The 15,616-nt window shown below is 60.9% G+C and carries 16 protein-coding genes; 4 read left to right on the top strand and 12 right to left on the bottom strand.

The features are described 5' to 3' along the window. Window positions 1-58 precede the first annotated feature (58 nt). Entirely contained in the window at window positions 59-1,486 is a 1,428-nt protein-coding gene (gene eccD / locus QP324_RS02505; RefSeq protein WP_284814290.1) for a type VII secretion integral membrane protein EccD, read from the top strand. Continuing rightward, window positions 1,486-2,634, top strand: a complete 1,149-nt coding sequence (locus QP324_RS02500) for a S8 family serine peptidase (protein WP_269954282.1) — start codon at window positions 1,486-1,488, stop codon at window positions 2,632-2,634. The genes eccD and QP324_RS02500 overlap by 1 nt, the downstream gene beginning before the upstream one ends. Here QP324_RS02500 and eccB read toward each other — a convergent pair. From eccB to secY, 12 genes are all read right to left on the bottom strand, one after another. Next, complete coding sequence (eccB, locus tag QP324_RS02495; RefSeq protein WP_150851298.1) at window positions 2,624-3,910, bottom strand: type VII secretion protein EccB; 1,287 nt, start codon at window positions 3,908-3,910, stop codon at window positions 2,624-2,626. The genes QP324_RS02500 and eccB overlap by 11 nt on opposite strands. A 74-nt stretch (window positions 3,911-3,984) precedes the next feature. Then, on the bottom strand, window positions 3,985-4,866 hold the full coding sequence (truA, locus tag QP324_RS02490; RefSeq protein ID WP_284814286.1) for a tRNA pseudouridine(38-40) synthase TruA: 882 nt from the start codon (window positions 4,864-4,866) through the stop codon (window positions 3,985-3,987). A gap of 147 nt (window positions 4,867-5,013) precedes the next feature. After that, on the bottom strand, window positions 5,014-5,505 hold the full coding sequence (rplQ, locus tag QP324_RS02485; protein WP_239278100.1) for a 50S ribosomal protein L17: 492 nt from the start codon (window positions 5,503-5,505) through the stop codon (window positions 5,014-5,016). Between the two features lie 72 nt (window positions 5,506-5,577). Further along, on the bottom strand, window positions 5,578-6,588 hold the full coding sequence (locus QP324_RS02480; protein ID WP_005322760.1) for a DNA-directed RNA polymerase subunit alpha: 1,011 nt from the start codon (window positions 6,586-6,588) through the stop codon (window positions 5,578-5,580). A gap of 114 nt (window positions 6,589-6,702) precedes the next feature. After that, window positions 6,703-7,308, bottom strand: a complete 606-nt coding sequence (rpsD, locus tag QP324_RS02475; protein ID WP_005322762.1) for a 30S ribosomal protein S4 — start codon at window positions 7,306-7,308, stop codon at window positions 6,703-6,705. 21 nt (window positions 7,309-7,329) lie between these two features. After that, complete coding sequence (rpsK, locus tag QP324_RS02470; protein ID WP_005322764.1) at window positions 7,330-7,734, bottom strand: 30S ribosomal protein S11; 405 nt, start codon at window positions 7,732-7,734, stop codon at window positions 7,330-7,332. Between the two features lie 3 nt (window positions 7,735-7,737). Beyond that, window positions 7,738-8,106: a 30S ribosomal protein S13 gene (rpsM, locus tag QP324_RS02465; RefSeq protein ID WP_005322765.1), complete on the bottom strand. Its 369-nt coding sequence runs from the start codon at window positions 8,104-8,106 to the stop codon at window positions 7,738-7,740. 183 nt (window positions 8,107-8,289) lie between these two features. Continuing rightward, window positions 8,290-8,553 (bottom strand): translation initiation factor IF-1, encoded by a 264-nt coding sequence (infA, locus tag QP324_RS02460; RefSeq protein WP_239278101.1) that lies wholly within the window; start codon window positions 8,551-8,553, stop codon window positions 8,290-8,292. 219 nt (window positions 8,554-8,772) lie between these two features. After that, entirely contained in the window at window positions 8,773-9,624 is an 852-nt protein-coding gene (locus tag QP324_RS02455; RefSeq protein ID WP_239278102.1) for a L,D-transpeptidase, read from the bottom strand. A 64-nt stretch (window positions 9,625-9,688) separates the two neighbouring features. Next, window positions 9,689-10,483 (bottom strand): type I methionyl aminopeptidase, encoded by a 795-nt coding sequence (gene map / locus QP324_RS02450; RefSeq protein ID WP_269954280.1) that lies wholly within the window; start codon window positions 10,481-10,483, stop codon window positions 9,689-9,691. Between the two features lie 2 nt (window positions 10,484-10,485). After that, entirely contained in the window at window positions 10,486-11,031 is a 546-nt protein-coding gene (locus tag QP324_RS02445) for an adenylate kinase (protein WP_269954279.1), read from the bottom strand. Then, window positions 11,031-12,356: a preprotein translocase subunit SecY gene (gene secY, locus QP324_RS02440; RefSeq protein WP_284766004.1), complete on the bottom strand. Its 1,326-nt coding sequence runs from the start codon at window positions 12,354-12,356 to the stop codon at window positions 11,031-11,033. Before secY ends, QP324_RS02445 begins: the two co-directional genes overlap by 1 nt. Window positions 12,357-12,728: 372 nt before the next feature. Between secY and QP324_RS02435 the strand changes: the two genes are divergently transcribed. Then, window positions 12,729-14,036, top strand: coding sequence for a class I SAM-dependent methyltransferase (locus QP324_RS02435; protein ID WP_204610220.1), 1,308 nt, complete (start codon window positions 12,729-12,731; stop codon window positions 14,034-14,036). A gap of 11 nt (window positions 14,037-14,047) precedes the next feature. Next, on the top strand, window positions 14,048-15,550 hold the full coding sequence (locus tag QP324_RS02430) for an FAD-binding oxidoreductase (protein ID WP_284814280.1): 1,503 nt from the start codon (window positions 14,048-14,050) through the stop codon (window positions 15,548-15,550). Window positions 15,551-15,616: the final 66 nt, after the last annotated feature.

Genomic DNA, 15,616 nt, shown 5'->3' with positions numbered 1-15,616 from the left:
AATATGTGACATTGGGCAAGGGGGACGCCCACAATCCATACATTTTTCGGGGGACATCATGACTACTGCAACGGCGCATCATCTGCGCCTTACCGTTCGCATTCATGCCGGCGCCTTCCACAAGGAGGCGGACGTGGCGCTACCGCTAAGCTCCAGCGTGGGAGAGCTTTTGGCGGAGATCACTGACTTGGTGGATGCGCCCACCATTTCTGAACCCTGGCGCGCCAGTACAGCCTCCGGCCGCGCCATCGATCTCACCGCCCCTCTGGCTGCCACTGCGCTCACGGAAGGCTCAATTCTTGTTATTAGTCCGCGCGAGCGCCGGCCTGCACCGGTGATTCGGGATGCGGCGGAATCGCTTGCCGCCGCGGCTGAGGAGGATACTACCGCCGCCCTTCCCACCATCTGGGCATGGGCAGGGCTGCTTGCCGCCTTCGCCCTAGTGTGGGTTAGCACCCTTCCCCTAGCGGCGTGGGCGGCGTTGAGCGCTGGAGCCCTGTTGCTCGCCTTGTGGACCCGTGCCCTATCACTGGTGCACCTTAGCCTGGTAGCCGGCATGGCGTGTGGCTGGGTGGTGATTTCGCCCTCGCTTGGCGAAGCCCCCTTTGCCGCACTCACCGCCTGCGTCGCCCTCCTCATCGTACTGCTTGCCTGCCACGTCACCGGGTTGAGCACGGTTCGCACTACCGCCGTGGCACTCACCGTCTCGGTGCTGTTGTTGGTCGCGGCTTTGGGCTACCTGCTGCCCGGACCAGGGACGGGTCTCCAGGGCAGCCACGGTACGGCGGCAGCCGCCTGCGTGGTGATCGCCGGCATTATCCTGTTGGCCGCAGCTCCTGCGCTGACCGTTGCCACCGCTGGGCTCAAAGTCCCGCAGCTGCCCACGGCCGGCCAAGACCTCGCGGTTTCGGATACCGTCCAGCCGGATGTCGATATCCGTGCCCGGCGCGCCGGCAGCGCCTATGAGGGAATGTGCTGTGGGCTGGCGCTCTGTCTCATTCCGGCCCTGATCGCCCTCTCGCTGACGGGCAGTGGTCCGGCCTTGGCGCCGACGAGCGGCGCGCCCGATTCTCTCGCCGAGTACGTTGCGGTGCTCTTTGGTGCTGAGCACACCGGCGCGGGCTTCGTCCAAGCACTCTGCGTGACCACCGCGGGTGCCGTCGTCATGCATGCCGCCCGGCACGGTCGTGCGTTGGCTAGCTGGGCCCTGATGCTGCTGGCGATGACCGCCTGTCTCGCTACGTGCTTATGCGCTACCCACGCGGTGGCGAATTCCGGGATTGCCGATGCCTGGGCACCAATACTTGTTGCCTGCCTGGTTCTCCTCGCCATGCTGAGCGCCCCGCTGTGGGCGCCCAAGGTGGACGGGCTCGAGCCCACCACCATCGCGTGGTTTGAACGCATAGAATCCCTCGCCATTGCCGCTAGTTTGCCGCTGGCCGCGCACCTAGCCGGTGTCTTCGTGCTCATCAGGGGGCTTGGATAATGCGCGTGCTACCTGCCGCTTTAGTAGTTGCATTCGCTGCAGGACTGACTGCTGCTCCCTATGCGGCCGCTCGCGAGCCGGACCGCGAATGCGCCGCCGCGCATTCGTCACCGCTTTCGCCCCAACCAAGCGAGGAGCAGCTAGACTACCGGGCCCGTTTACATTCCTTTGCTACCGGGGAAGGCGTCAAAGTAGCCGTTATCGATACTGGCGTTGCCCGTCACGACCAACTGCGGCATCTCAGCAGTGGCGCGGACCTTGTCGCGCCGGAGTCCCCAGAGCCGCATCGCGATTGCGACCTGCACGGCACCGTCGTGGCCGGTGTCATCGCCGGACACGATATCGGTATCGCCCCGCGAGCAGAAATCTACGCTGTGCGCCAGACCAGCGCGCACTATCGCCAGGAAGCGGAAGACAGTACCACCGGATCGCTGGACACCTTGGCCCGCGCCATTGATGACGCCGCCGCTGCCGGTGCCCGCGTCATCAACATCTCCGTTGTCTCCTGTGTCCCGCCAGATGTGGCCGCGCAGGTCGATACCTCTCGCTTGGATCGTGCTTTGGCGCATGCGGAAGACTCCGGGGCCGTGGTGATCGCAGCATCCGGCAATGCGTCCTCTGGCAGCTGTGAGATGGGTGACCGCGTCTTTCCGGCGGATTCGCCCACGGTGCTCTCAGTAAGCGCCCAAGCGGATTCGCACGAACTCGCTGACTACTCGTTGAATTCGGCCGACGGACCCCAGCTTGCTGCGCAAGGTTTCATTCCGCTTGCGCTCAACCCTGAGGGTGGATGGGCCGATGGTAAGGAAGGCACGGACGGAACGGCGCAGTTCCATGGCACCTCCTTTGCCGCGCCGGTGGTCAGCGGCACCGCTGCCCTCTTGGCACAACGCTTTCCCGATGATAGCCCGGCCGTCCTCCGCAAGCGCTTGGAGGACGCCGCGGAGCCAGGGCACGGCTTCATCGACCCGCTCACCGTGCTCACCCACGTGGAAGCGGGCCCGGACGTCGATACCCGAGCTATGACCATCCGCCCCGCCGACGAAGTCGACTCGCGCGCCCCCACACGCAGTGCCTGGGTGCTGGGTGGGTTAGCGCTGGCGCTTGCTGCGTGGGCGGTGTGGCGCGGGCTGCGGCCTAAGAACTAACCTGCAGCGCCTGCTCACGGTTGAGCGCGGAGCCTTCCGGCAGCAACCGCAGGATCTCCCACGGCACCTGCGCGCCCACTCCGGTGCCAAGGGCTTCCAAAGTCTCTTTGTCCTTGACCTCGTGCCGCTGCCCCGTGGGTGAGACCACGTGATAGCCATGGCCGCTGTCTACGCCTACGCCACCAGCGTTGAGCCCACCAAAGCGATGGGCCACCGACTCACCTGCCAAGGCGACAGTGCCCGCTTGGGCAGGTACCACTACCCCGCCGCCCTCGTTAGCAGCACACATCCAGCCATCGTCCGGGCTTAGGAAGCGGAAGGACGTGGAGGGAAGGTTGAGGTTTAAGGGGGCGTCGGCAAGCGCAGCAATCTCCTGCGGCGTGGCTGTTGTCTCCTTGGCACCCACGCCTGTGAGTATCTCCGCCTGCGTAGGCGTGAGCTCAGCTACGCCCTCGGACGTACGCGCCCACAAACCTTGGCCGGTATCGACGACCTCGGGTGGTTCGGCCGGAAAGTTCAGCGGTGGCAGCTCCGCAAAGGCATTGAGCAGCTCAGGCGGCACGGGCCAAGTGTGGGTACTATCGTCCACGCCCACCGCCCGACGCACGACACGCCCTTCGGTGCTGGAGGGATCTGGCAGCGCCACGCGGCCTTCCTGGGTGACAAGCCACTGCGTGCCCTCGGATTCCACCAGTGCGGCGCGCTCCTCACCGAGGCTTTTCTGCTCGGGCTCGGCAAGGACAATAACCTCCTGCGACGCTACCTGGTGACCGCCAATGCTGGTCGGGTTATCTGTAGACGGCGCCTCATCCTTGCCGGCCAAACACGCTGCCCATCGCTCTTGGGGATTCTCGCCTGCCGCCGCGAGGTACCCAGGGGCATCCGAGATACCCACCGGTGAGCCCAGTAGCGCTTCTTGCAGGTGCTCATCCCCAATGGTCTGCGCCTCGGCCGCCTGCCCGGCGATAATGCGCGCCGAAGCCAGGTTGAAAACCGGGTGGTAGGTGTCATTGACATCCACAAAGAGCTGGCCCTGCTCCGAGCGCACAATCGGCGCATCACCCGGCTGCGGGCTCGGCTGCAGCCAGGCCAACATGCCAGAGCCCACCGCAAGGAAGGCGACGCCGACCCCGCCGAAAAGGAGCGCTTTGCGGCGCCTAGCCAAAGGATCGTGAATCATGCGGATATCGCCTAAGACGAGCCCATGCTCGACGCGGCGGCGCAAGAATTTATGGCCCGATACCTGGGCCTTGGTAGTAGGCAGCGGACGTGCCATGATTTTCCCCCGAAAAGTCTGTGTACACCCAGCACACAGGCTATCCCAGGTAGGCGACCGCTGCCACTTGGGCGCTAGTCGACGCTGCGCCTTTCGCGGGTGACCTCGGCGCGGGCGGCCAGCTGGTCCGCCGCCGGATAATCAACGGCGACGAGCGAGAGCCCCTTCGCCGGAGCCACGGGGATGCTGGAAGAGCGCTTCGTCTCCTGCAGCAGTGCCGCGGCGAAGTCGGCATCGCGCCGCCCCTCGCCCACGCGCAGGCAACAACCCACCAGCGAGCGCACCATCGACCAGCAAAACGCATCGGCGCTCACGCTGGCCTCAAAAAGCTCCGGTTCTTCGGGCGTGGAAACGTCGCGCCAAGAAAATTCCTGCAATTCGCGAATGGTCGTGGCATTCGGCTTGGCCTTACAAAAAGCCGCAAAATCGTGTAGGCCTACCAGGGCAGTGGCGGCTTCTTGCATGGCATCGATATCCACCGGCTTAATCCACTCGGCCGTATCCCGCGCACGGGTTGGCAGCGCGCCGCGCGGGTTGGTGGTAATCCGGTAGACGTAGTGCCGCCGCAGCGCCGAAAACCGCGCGTCAAAGCCCGCGGGGGCAAACTCGCAGCCGTGTACTCGAACATCTTCTGGCAGAAGCTTTGCTAACCGACGCACCAGCTTCGCCGGCTCCCCTGCCACCGAGCGCTGCGCCAGCATTTCTGTGGGAACGTCCACGTGCGCCACCTGGCCACGAGCGTGAACGCCAGCATCCGTGCGCCCAGCTACGGTAAGCGACACCTCCGTGCGCGCAATCATGGCGAACTTCTCTTCCAACACGCCTTGCACCGTGCGCAGACCGCCCTTCTGCTTGGCCCAGCCATGAAAGTCCGTGCCGTCATAAGCCAAGTCCAAGCGCAGGCGAACGAACCCGTCCGCCGGCCCTTCGGGGGAAGTCGATGCTGCATCTGTCATAGTGGGCTTCATGCTACCGGAGCATCTTCTCCCCACCGGCGCTGGGTCGGCCGTGCAACGCCCCCTTGCTGGGATGCGGACATGAAAAAGCCGCCGCCCTCCCACGGGTGGGAAAGGCGGCGGCCACGCGCTAGGGCCGAAGGGAAATTACTTCTCCTCGGACTCCTCAGCTGCGGTCTCCTCGGCAGGTGCCTCGGTCTCAGCAGCCTCGTCTGCCTTAGCTTCCTCGGCCTGCTTGGAAGCAGCAGCACGGGTAGCGCGGTTAGCCTCAGAAGTTACGGTCTCCTCGAGAACGAGGGAGATCTGGGACATCGGGGCGTTGTCACCGGTGCGGTTGTCCAGCTTGATGGTGCGGGTGTAGCCACCCTCACGGTTCTCAAACTTCGGGGCTACCTCGTCGAACAGGTAAGAAACAACATCCTTGCGCGGGATGAGCTTCAGAACTGCGCGGCGGTCAGCAACGGTGCCGGACTTAGCCTTGGTGATGATCTTTTCGATGTACGGGCGAAGAACCTTCGCCTTGGCATCGGTGGTCTTGATAGCGCCGTGCTCGATCAGGCTGGCTGCCAAGTTGCTCAGCATGTGAGCCTGCTGCTTGGCGGAGCCGCCGAGACGGGCACCCTTCTTAGGGGTTGGCATTGTGTACTCCTCGTATGCGGTAAAAGTTGAGCGCGCGGCAATTAGGTCATTGCCGCAAGTCAGCGGGGTTCTTTACTCGGAATCCTCAGCAGCCGGATCCTTGAAATCACCGGTTTCTGCGTCGTAGCCCTCGAGCTGGGTCGGGTCGAAGTCCTCAGGGGTGTCCTTGAGAGCCAGGCCCAAGTTAGCCAGCTTGATCTTTACCTCATTGATCGACTTCTGGCCGAAGTTGCGGATATCCAGCAGGTCGGACTCGGTGCATTCAGCGAGCTCACCCACGGTGTGGATCTCCTGACGCTTCAGGCAGTTATAAGAGCGGACGGAGAAGTTCAGGTCCTCGATCGGCATGCCATAAGCAGCGATGTACTCGGTCTCCTGCGGGGAGGGTCCGATCTCGATGCCTTCGGCAGCGTTGTTCAGCTCGCGGGCCAGGCCGAAGAGCTCGACCAGGGTGCCGCCGGCGGAAGCCAGGGCATCGCGTGCAGAAATCGAGTTCTTGGTTTCGACGTCGATGGTCAGCTTGTCAAAGTCGGTGCGCTGCTCAACACGAGTTGCCTCGACCTTGTAGGAGACCTTGAGGACCGGGGAGTAAATCTGGTCGACCGGGATGCGGCCGATCTCACCGGAGGTAGGAGCGGCTGGGACATAGCCACGGCCGCGTTCGACGACGAGCTCAATGTCCAGCTTGGCGGTGTCATTCAGGGAAGCGATGTGCAGATCCGGGTTGTGGATCTCCACGCCAGCCGGCGGCTGGATATCGCCCGCGGTGACATCGCCTGGGCCTTCCTTGCTCAGGTACATAACAACCGGCTCATCGGAGTCGGAAGAAAGCACCATGCTCTTGATGTTCAAGATGATCTCGGAAACGTCTTCCTTCACACCGTTGATGGTGGTGAACTCGTGGAGAACACCATCGATCTTGATGGAGGTTACCGCTGCACCCGGAATGGAGGACAGCAGGGTACGACGCAGCGAGTTACCGAGGGTGTAGCCAAAGCCCGGCTCGAGCGGTTCGATGACGAACTTGGAACGAGACGAGTCGATGAATTCCTCGGTGAGCTGAGGACGCTGGGAAATGAGCATTGAAATTCTCCTTTTCGGCGACCGCTATTTGACGCCGGTAGAGGGGTAAAAACCTTCGGGATTGAAGATTCCTGGTTATCCGCCAGGCCATTACAGGCCGTGCGGTATAACAGTTTACTTCGAGTAAAGCTCGACGATGAGCTGCTCCTGCAGCGGAATGTCGATCTGAGCGCGCTCGGGCAGCTGGTGCACGAGGATGCGCAGGGTATCAGGAACAACCTGCAGCCATGCCGGTACGTTGGCATCGATGAGGGCGTCCTGAGCATCTTCGAACCATTCCATCTTCTTGGAGCGGTCACGGACATCGATGATGTCGTACTGGGTGACCTTGTAGGAAGGAACGTTGATGTTCTTGCCGTTCACGGTGAAGTGACCGTGGGAGACAAGCTGGCGAGCCTGGCGGCGGGTGCGTGCCAGACCTGCACGGTAAACTACGTTGTCCAGGCGGGACTCGAGCAGGATAACCAGGTTATCGCCGGTCTTGCCTGGGAGGCGGTTAGCCTCTGCGTAGTAGCGACGGAACTGACGCTCCAGCACACCGTAGGTGTACTTTGCCTTCTGCTTCTCCTGGAGCTGCAGCAGGTACTCAGATTCCTTGATGCGGTTGCGGCCAGCCTGTCCCGGTGGGTACGGGCGGCGCTCGAATGCCATATCGCCGCCGACCAAGTCGACGCGAAGACGGCGGGATACGCGGGTAGCGGGGCCAGTGTAACGAGCCATTTTCTTACCTCTTCCTTTCCCTTAAACCTTGCGGCGCTTGGTCGGACGGCAGCCGTTGTGCGGCTGTGGGGTTGCATCCGTGATCGAGGAAACCTCGAGGCCTGCAGCCTGCAGGGAGCGGATGGCGGTCTCGCGGCCGGAGCCCGGACCCTTGACGAATACGTCAACCTTCTTCATGCCATGATCCATTGCCTTGCGAGCAGCGTTCTCGGCTGCCATCTGAGCGGCGAACGGAGTGGACTTACGGGACCCCTTGAAGCCAACGTGGCCGGAGGATGCCCAAGAGATAACAGCACCGGTCTGATCGGTGATCGAGACGATGGTGTTATTGAAGGTGGACTTGATGTATGCGTGGCCGAGGGCCACATTCTTCTTTACGACGCGACGGCCGGAACGGCGCGCGCCGGAACGAGTCTTTGGAGGCATGAACTACTTCTTCTTTCCTGCGATCGTCTTCTTCGGACCCTTACGAGTGCGCGCATTGGTCTTGGTGCGCTGGCCACGTACAGGCAGGCCACGGCGGTGGCGCAGACCCTTGTAGCTTCCGATTTCAATCTTGCGGCGGATATCAGCCTGAACCTGACGGCGGAGGTCACCCTCAACCTTCCAGGTAGCCTCAATTGCGTCACGGAGCGCCGACAGCTGGTCATCATCCAGGTTGTCAGTGCGCAGGTCAGGAGAAATGCCAGTCTTTTCTAGCAGTTCCTTGGCACGGGTTGGACCGATGCCGTAGATGTAGGTGAGAGCGACCTCCATGCGCTTATTGCGGGGGAGGTCAACACCAGCTAGACGTGCCATATGGCGTGTCCTTTCGGGTTGTTACGGCGGTTTTCTCCCCATCCGTCCCGCTCCATGCAACGCTTCGCCCGGACCGTGCCGGGAATCCTTGGGTTGCTTACCAGTGCGGGCTCAGGCCACCGTAGCCTGAGGTGGACAGAGTGAACCTGTGGGTTCACCCTTGGGTGAGGAGGCTTACTGTCTTTACTTGTAGCGGTAGACGATGCGTCCGCGGGTCAGGTCATAAGGAGACAGCTCTACCACCACGCGATCCTCTGGGAGGATGCGAATGTAGTGCTGACGCATCTTGCCAGAAATGTGTGCAAGAACCTTGTGTCCATTGTCGAGCTCGACACGGAACATTGCGTTGGGCAAAGGCTCGATAATTCGGCCTTCTACCTCGATTGCGCCTTCCTTAGCCATAACCTCTACTTTTCTGGCGACGGCCAAGTGTGCCGTCACCTGCATGTTTGTTGTCTACTGCGGTGGCGTATCCGCGCCAGCCTCGCTGACGCTATACACCGACTTAACAGCATACGCTGCAGCGACACGTTTTCCAAACCGCTGCACTTTCCGACGCCCCGTTAGCTCGCCCGCCCCTCCCCCTAAGCCAGCAAAATCCCCCGAACCGATTCTCCTCTTCGGAAGAATAGTTCGGGGGATGAGGCTTTCGCTTAAGCGCGGGCCTTAGTAGATAAAGACCTTATCGCCAACCTGTACATTATCCCAGTAGCGCTTTGCAGCGTCTGGCGGCAGGTGAACGCAACCATTGGAATCAACGGCCGGGTCATCCAGGTGGAAGGCGTGACCGTTATTGGTGAAGTAGATGGAGTATGGCATCGGCGCGTTATTGAACTCGCGGGAGATGTCATGCTCTACCTTGCGGCCAACGTAGAACGTGCCGCGCGGGGTCTCCTGTCCACGCATGCCAGCAGACATGGCCGGGGACACGTAGGACACCTTGCCGCCGTCCTGCAACCAGGTGCGGCGACCGTCGAGATCAACGCATACTTTGGCATCGGCCGGGCACGGGCCACGGTCGAACTGGTTGGCGCGGCGCTGTGCTTCCGCCTTGCGTGCGGCAGCCTCAGAACGAGCCTTCTCAGCAGCGACGCGCTCAGCGTTGGCGCGAGCGGCGGCCTCGCGGGCCTTGCGTGCTTCCTCATTCTTCTGTGCAATCAAGCCTGGGAAGAGGAATTCTACGGCGCCGTCCACAGCGGTCTGGACGCTAGGTGCCAGTTCCGGGGAGAACTTCTCTGCCTGGTCCAGGATCTGGTTGCGGGTATTCCAGGCCTGCTCGCGGCTCTGGCCATGGAAGTTATCCAGCTGCTTCTTTGCCTCAGCGGTGAGCTGGTCCAGGCCGGACTGGGAAGAGAACTGAGCGAGGTCGGAGTTTGCCTTGGAGCTGAGCTGATCCAGGTTCGGAATCTCCTGGGCGGTAGCGGCAGGAGCCGCAATGGTGGTGCTCAAGGCCATCACGCCAGCGACTGCGGGCGCTGCAACCGTGGCACGGATCTTGCGGAAGCTAAATTTAGACATGGCTGTGAGTATAAACCTTTCAGGGGCATATGCCTAGTGCAACAGGCATATCGGGGAATAAATGTCAGTAGCGGCGGGTAAGAATACGGGGCCCATCGGCGGTCGCGGCCACCGTATGCTCCCAGTGAGCGGCAAAGGAGCCATCGAGGGTAACGACCGTCCAGTCATCCTCTAGCACGGCAGAATCCTCTGTGCCCAAAGTTAGCATGGGTTCAATAGCTAGGACGGAACCTTCTTGGATCAGCGGGCCGCGCCCCGGGCGGCCCTCGTTGGCCAGGTAAGGATCCTCGTGCATGGTGCGTCCGATGCCGTGACCGCCATAGCCATCCACGATGAAAAGATCCACGCCGAACTTCTGCTCGGCCCGGCGGGTGGCTTGCTCTAGGGCATGGGAGACGTCGGTAAGCAGATTGCCCGGAACCATAGCTTGCATGCCCTCCATGAGGACATACTCGGTGGCCTTATTGAGGGCTGCGACGTCTGCATCGAGCTCGCCTACTGCAAAGGACCAAGCGCTATCGCCTACCCAGCCATCGAGCGTGGCACCGCAATCGATGGACACCAAGTCGCCATCTGCGAGGACGGTTTCCTTATCCGGAATGCCGTGCACGATGACGTCATTAACGGAAGCACAGATGGAGCCCGGAAATCCTTCGTACCCCTTGAAGGTGGGATAGGCGCCGGCATCGCGAATGGTCTGCTCAGCCACCGCATCCAGCTCGAGGGTAGATACGCCAGACGCCGCAGCAGCGCGGACTTCCTGCAGTGCCTTGCCAACAATCTCGCCGGCGGCCTGCATGGCGTCTAGCTCGCCCGGGGTGCGGGCGGGGATGCGCTTACTGCGGCGTCGAAAAGCCATGCTTACTTACCCAGTGCTTCCATCGCACGGGCGTTGATTTCCTCCACGGCGCCTTCGGCCTTGATGGAGATGATGGCATCGCCGTAGTGCTCGATAAGCGGGAAGGTTTCCTGGCGGTAGACACCGAGGCGGGTGCGGATAGTCTCCTCATTATCGTCGGCGCGGCCACGGGCCATCATGCGCTCAACAACAACATCCTCAGAGACCTCGAAGTTGAGAACTCCGTCGAGCTTCTCGCCCTTCTTAGCAAGCAGCTCCTCCAAGATGTCTGCTTGCTCGGTGGTACGTGGGAAGCCGTCCAGCAGGAAGCCATTTTTGGCGTCATCCTGATTAAGGCGGTCCTCGACCATACGGGCGGTGACGTCGGTAGGTACCAGCTTGCCTGCATCGATGTAGGACTTTGCCTCTACACCCAGCGGAGTGCCTTCGCCAATGTTGGCGCGGAACAGGTCGCCGGTGGAGATGTGCGGAACGTTCAGCTTCTCGCTGAGGATAGCTGCCTGGGTGCCCTTGCCGGCACCGGGAGGTCCTAGAAGTACAAGACGCATTACTTAAGTAGTCCTTCGTAGTTGGATTGCAGTAGCTGGGACTCGATCTGCTTGACCGTGGTCAAGGCGACGGAGACCATAATCAGGATGGCCGTACCACCAAAGGCGGAGGTGCCGCTGGCGGAGGAGCTGCCTACGCCGAGGTCCAAGAGGATATTCGGCAGGATGGCGATAAGTGCCAGGTACAGGGCGCCCACGCACAGCAGACGGTTCATCACATAACCAAGGTACTCCGCGGTCGGACGGCCCGGGCGAATACCCGGGATAAAGCCGCCGTACTTCTTCATATTATCCGCCTGCTCTGCCGGATCGTACTGGACCGAGACATAGAAGTAAGCGAAGAAGATGGTCAGGACGAAGTACAGCACGATGTACTGCCAGGAGGAAGGTGCCTGCAGGTGCGCGATGACATTGCGCTGCCACCAGTTATCCGGGGTGCCGGGGGAGCCAGAGTTCACAATCTGGGTAATGAGGACCGGCATGTAGATAAGGGAGGAAGCGAAGATGACCGGGATAACGCCGGCCTGGTTGACCTTCAGCGGCAGGTAGGTAGAGGAACCACCGTACTGGCGGCGGCCGACCATGCGCTTTGCGTACTGAACCGGAATGCGGCGCTGGCCCTGCTCGATGAAGGTAATGCCAACAACTAGGACGACCAAGCCGGCTACAACCATGGCGAAGACGAGGCCGCCATTGTTCTGCAGGATGCTTGCACCATCGGTGGGCAGGCGGGTTGCGATACCAGCGAAGATGAGCAGGGACATGCCGTTACCGATGCCCTTTTCGGTGATGAGCTCACCCATCCACATCACCAGTACAGCGCCGGAGGTCATGGTGATGACCAAGACAATGAGGGTGAAGAAGTTTCGGTCATCTGCCAAGACCGGTACGCCCTGGCCCAGCAGCTGCTCACGGTCTGCCAGCGCGACGATGCCGGAGGATTGCAGCAACGCCAACGCGAGGGTCAGGTAGCGGGTGTACTGGGTCATCTTGGCCTGACCGGACTGGCCCTCCTTCTTCAATTCCTCAAAGCGAGGAATGACCACGGTCAGCAGCTGCACAATAATAGACGCCGTAATGTACGGCATGATGCCGATAGCGAAGATCGACAGCTGCAGCAGCGCACCACCCGAGAAGAGGTTGATGACGGAGTAAAGGTCTCCGGACTGCTCGGTCAACTGGCGCAAACGGCCAGCAATAGACGCATAGTCAACACCCGGAGACGGGATCTGTGCACCGACGCGGTACGCGATGATCATCACGATGGTGAAGATGATCTTCTTACGTAGGTCGGCATCCTTGAAAGCCTGGACAATGGCGGACACTACAAAATCCTCCTGGCCTACCGCTGCCGAACGCAAAATCTAGGGAGGGTTTCGCGTTCACACACGGAGGTGGAAACTCATCTACCCCTAGGAAACCACACCCCCTGAGCCAGAAAGCTTAGGGGAAATTCAGGTTTCCTTCAGGGACGGTTGAACACTTATGACCCCATTACCCTACCAGCCTTACCCCACATAGCCACATTAAGACCCAATAGTGTGACCATGATTGCTTGATCTTTCGCGCGTTTTGCATCCGGGGTTTACCATGAGGGGTATTGCCCCCGCGCAATCCCCTTAAATAGTCTCCGACCTCACAGCCTTGCGCTTCGAGGCCGTTATTGGTGTGAACCAAATGTTTCGAAAGAAGTACTTATGAGCAAGAAATTCACGCCGATGACCGTTGCTGAGATCATCGACGTTTTTGTCCCTAGCCCCAACCCCTTCCGCTGGGAGGCCTTTGACGGGTCCGCGACCGGACCAGAAGACGCCCAATACAAGGTGACTATTAATAGCCTTGAGGGCCTCTCTTTTATTGCTACCCATCCCGGCGATGTCGGTTTTGCGCGTGCATATGTCACGGACGGCATCACGGTGCATGGCGATCACCCGGCCCACCCCTATGGAATTTTTGATGCGCTGCATGCCATGTATGACAAATTCCAGAAGCCGGATGCCAAGACCCTGGCGCGCGTTGTTCGCTCCCTAGCATCCATGGGCGCCTTCCAAATCCAGCCGGTCCCCGAGGTGGAGCGCGCTTCATGGCTGCGCCGCAAGCTACACGACGGCCTGTCCAAGCACTCGAAACAGCGCGATGCCGATGTCATTTCTGATCACTATGACGTTGGCAATGATTTCTACGAGCTGTTCTTGGGCGATTCGATGACCTACACCTGCGCCTACTACCCCTCCCCAGACGCCACGCTAGAGGAAGCGCAGGAAAATAAGTACCGCCTCATCTTTGACAAACTCCGCCTCAAAGAGGGCGACCGCCACTTGGATGTGGGCTGCGGCTGGGGCGGTATGGTGCGCTACGCGGCACGCCGCGGCGTGAAGTCCATCGGCGTCACCCTCTCCAAGGAACAGGCCGAGTGGGGCCAGCGCAAGATTGAGGAGGAAGGCCTCCAAGACTTGGCGGAGGTCCGCTTCATGGACTACCGCGATATCACCGAAGAGGGCTTCGATGCTATCTCCGCCATCGGCATTATCGAGCACATTGGCGTGAAGAACTACAACGACTTCTTCAAGTTCCTCCACGGCAAATTGAAGGTCGGTGGCCTGATGCTCAACCACAACATCACCTACCCGGATAACCACAAGACTCCCAAGGGCGGCTTCATTGACCGCTATATCTTCCCTGACGGCGAGCTCACCGGCTCCGGCAATGTCACCAAGGCCATGCAAGACAATGGCTTTGAAGTCATTCACACCGAGTCTCTGCGCTTTGATTACATGCGCACGCTGCACGATTGGTGCGAGAACCTGAAGGACAATTGGGACGAGGCCTGCGCAACCGTGGGCCTGCCCACCGCCCGCCTCTACGGCATTTATATGGCCGGATCTGAGTGGGGCTTTGAGCGCAATATCATCAACCTGTATCACTTCCTCGGCGTCAAGCTAGGCGAGGCCGGTTCCCGCGCCGGCGTTCCCGAGCGCCGCTGGTGGGAAGATAGCCGCTTTTAAGGAGGGGTGTCATGACTCTCATTGATAACCTGCGTGAACGCCTCGCCGCCGCCCAGCCGCGGCCAGTGGATGCCATGCCCATTGAGCCGGTGGGGTGGACGGCGCACCAGGAGGGCGTCGATAAGCTACTGGCGAGCTTCCGTGCCGTCCCGGCCGGAAAGCGCGTGCGCCTAGCAAAGAAAACCTCCAACCTCTTCCGCAGCCGCAGCGAGGAGCAGGAGGGCCTCGACGTATCCGGCCTTAGCGGCGTCATTGAGGTCGATCCAGTTGCCCGCACGGCCGATGTGCAGGGCATGTGTACCTATGAGGACCTCGTGGATGCCACTTTGCCCCACGGCCTCATGCCCTTCGTCGTACCGCAGCTTAAGACCATTACTTTGGGGGGTGCGGTTACTGGCATGGGCGTGGAATCCACCAGCTTCCGCAACGGTCTCCCACACGAGTCCGTGCTGGAGATGGATGTCCTTACCGGCACCGGCGAGATTCTCACCTGCTCCCGCGAAGACAACGTCGATCTCTTCCGCCTGTTCCCCAACTCCTATGGCTCGCTGGGCTACGCGGTGCGCCTCAAGATTGAGCTGGAACCCGTGCCCGCCTATGTAGAGCTGCGCGAAGAGCGTTTCCACACCGTGGAGGAAGCGAGCCGCGCGCTTGCCGACGTCGCCTCTTCCCACACCCACCGCGGCGAACCCGTCCACGGCCTCGACGGCGTAGTCTTCTCCGAGGACGAGGCGTACCTTGTCTTTGCCCGCTTTACTGATGAGGAGGGACCAACCTCCGATTACACGCGGGACAAGATTTACTACCGCAGCATTCAGCACGCCTCTGGCATCCGCCGCGATCGCCTCACCATCCGCGATTACATCTGGCGCTGGGATACCGACTGGTTCTGGTGCTCGCGTGCTTTTGGTGCGCAGAACCCGAAGGTGCGCAAGGTGTGGCCGCGCGAGCTTCGCCGCAGCTCCTTCTATTGGAAGCTGGTCCGACTCGACCGCAAATACGAGCTGGAATATAACTTCATCAAAAAGCCCCACGGCAAGCCGCGCGCCGAGCGCGTGGTGCAGGATATTGAGGTCACCCCAGAAAACCTGCCGGAATTCCTCCATTGGTTCTTTAATGCCTCCGATATTCAACCGGTGTGGCTGTGCCCTATCCGACTGCGCGATGGCGTAAACGAACTTGTTGGCACTGGCGACCTTGCCTCTGACTCCGCTGACCCATGGCCGCTGTATCCGCTTCGCCCCGGACAAACCTGGGTCAACGTTGGCTTTTGGTCCGGCGTGGAAGGGGATCATGTGGATCCCTCCGCTCCGAATAATGGCGCATTCAACCGCGTTATCGAAGCCAAGGTCAACGAGCTGGGCGGGCACAAATCCCTCTACTCAGAGGCCTTCTATTCCCGGGAGAAGTTCGAAGAGCTCTACGGCGGCAGTCTTCCTGCCTCCATTAAAGCGGTGACCGATCCGGATGACCGCTTCCCCGGCCTGTACGAGAAGACCGTAGACGAGGCCTAGGCCTTTCCTCCCCCGCGGCTACTCTGGTGGGAAAAGCAAAAAGGGTGGAACGCCCTCCCCGAGCGT

The organism is Corynebacterium sp. UMB0012 (genome assembly GCF_030216265.1).
Lineage (GTDB): Bacteria > Actinomycetota > Actinomycetes > Mycobacteriales > Mycobacteriaceae > Corynebacterium.
Note: the sequence above shows the minus strand (reverse complement) of the source record. Positions and strands in the feature narration are given on the sequence as shown.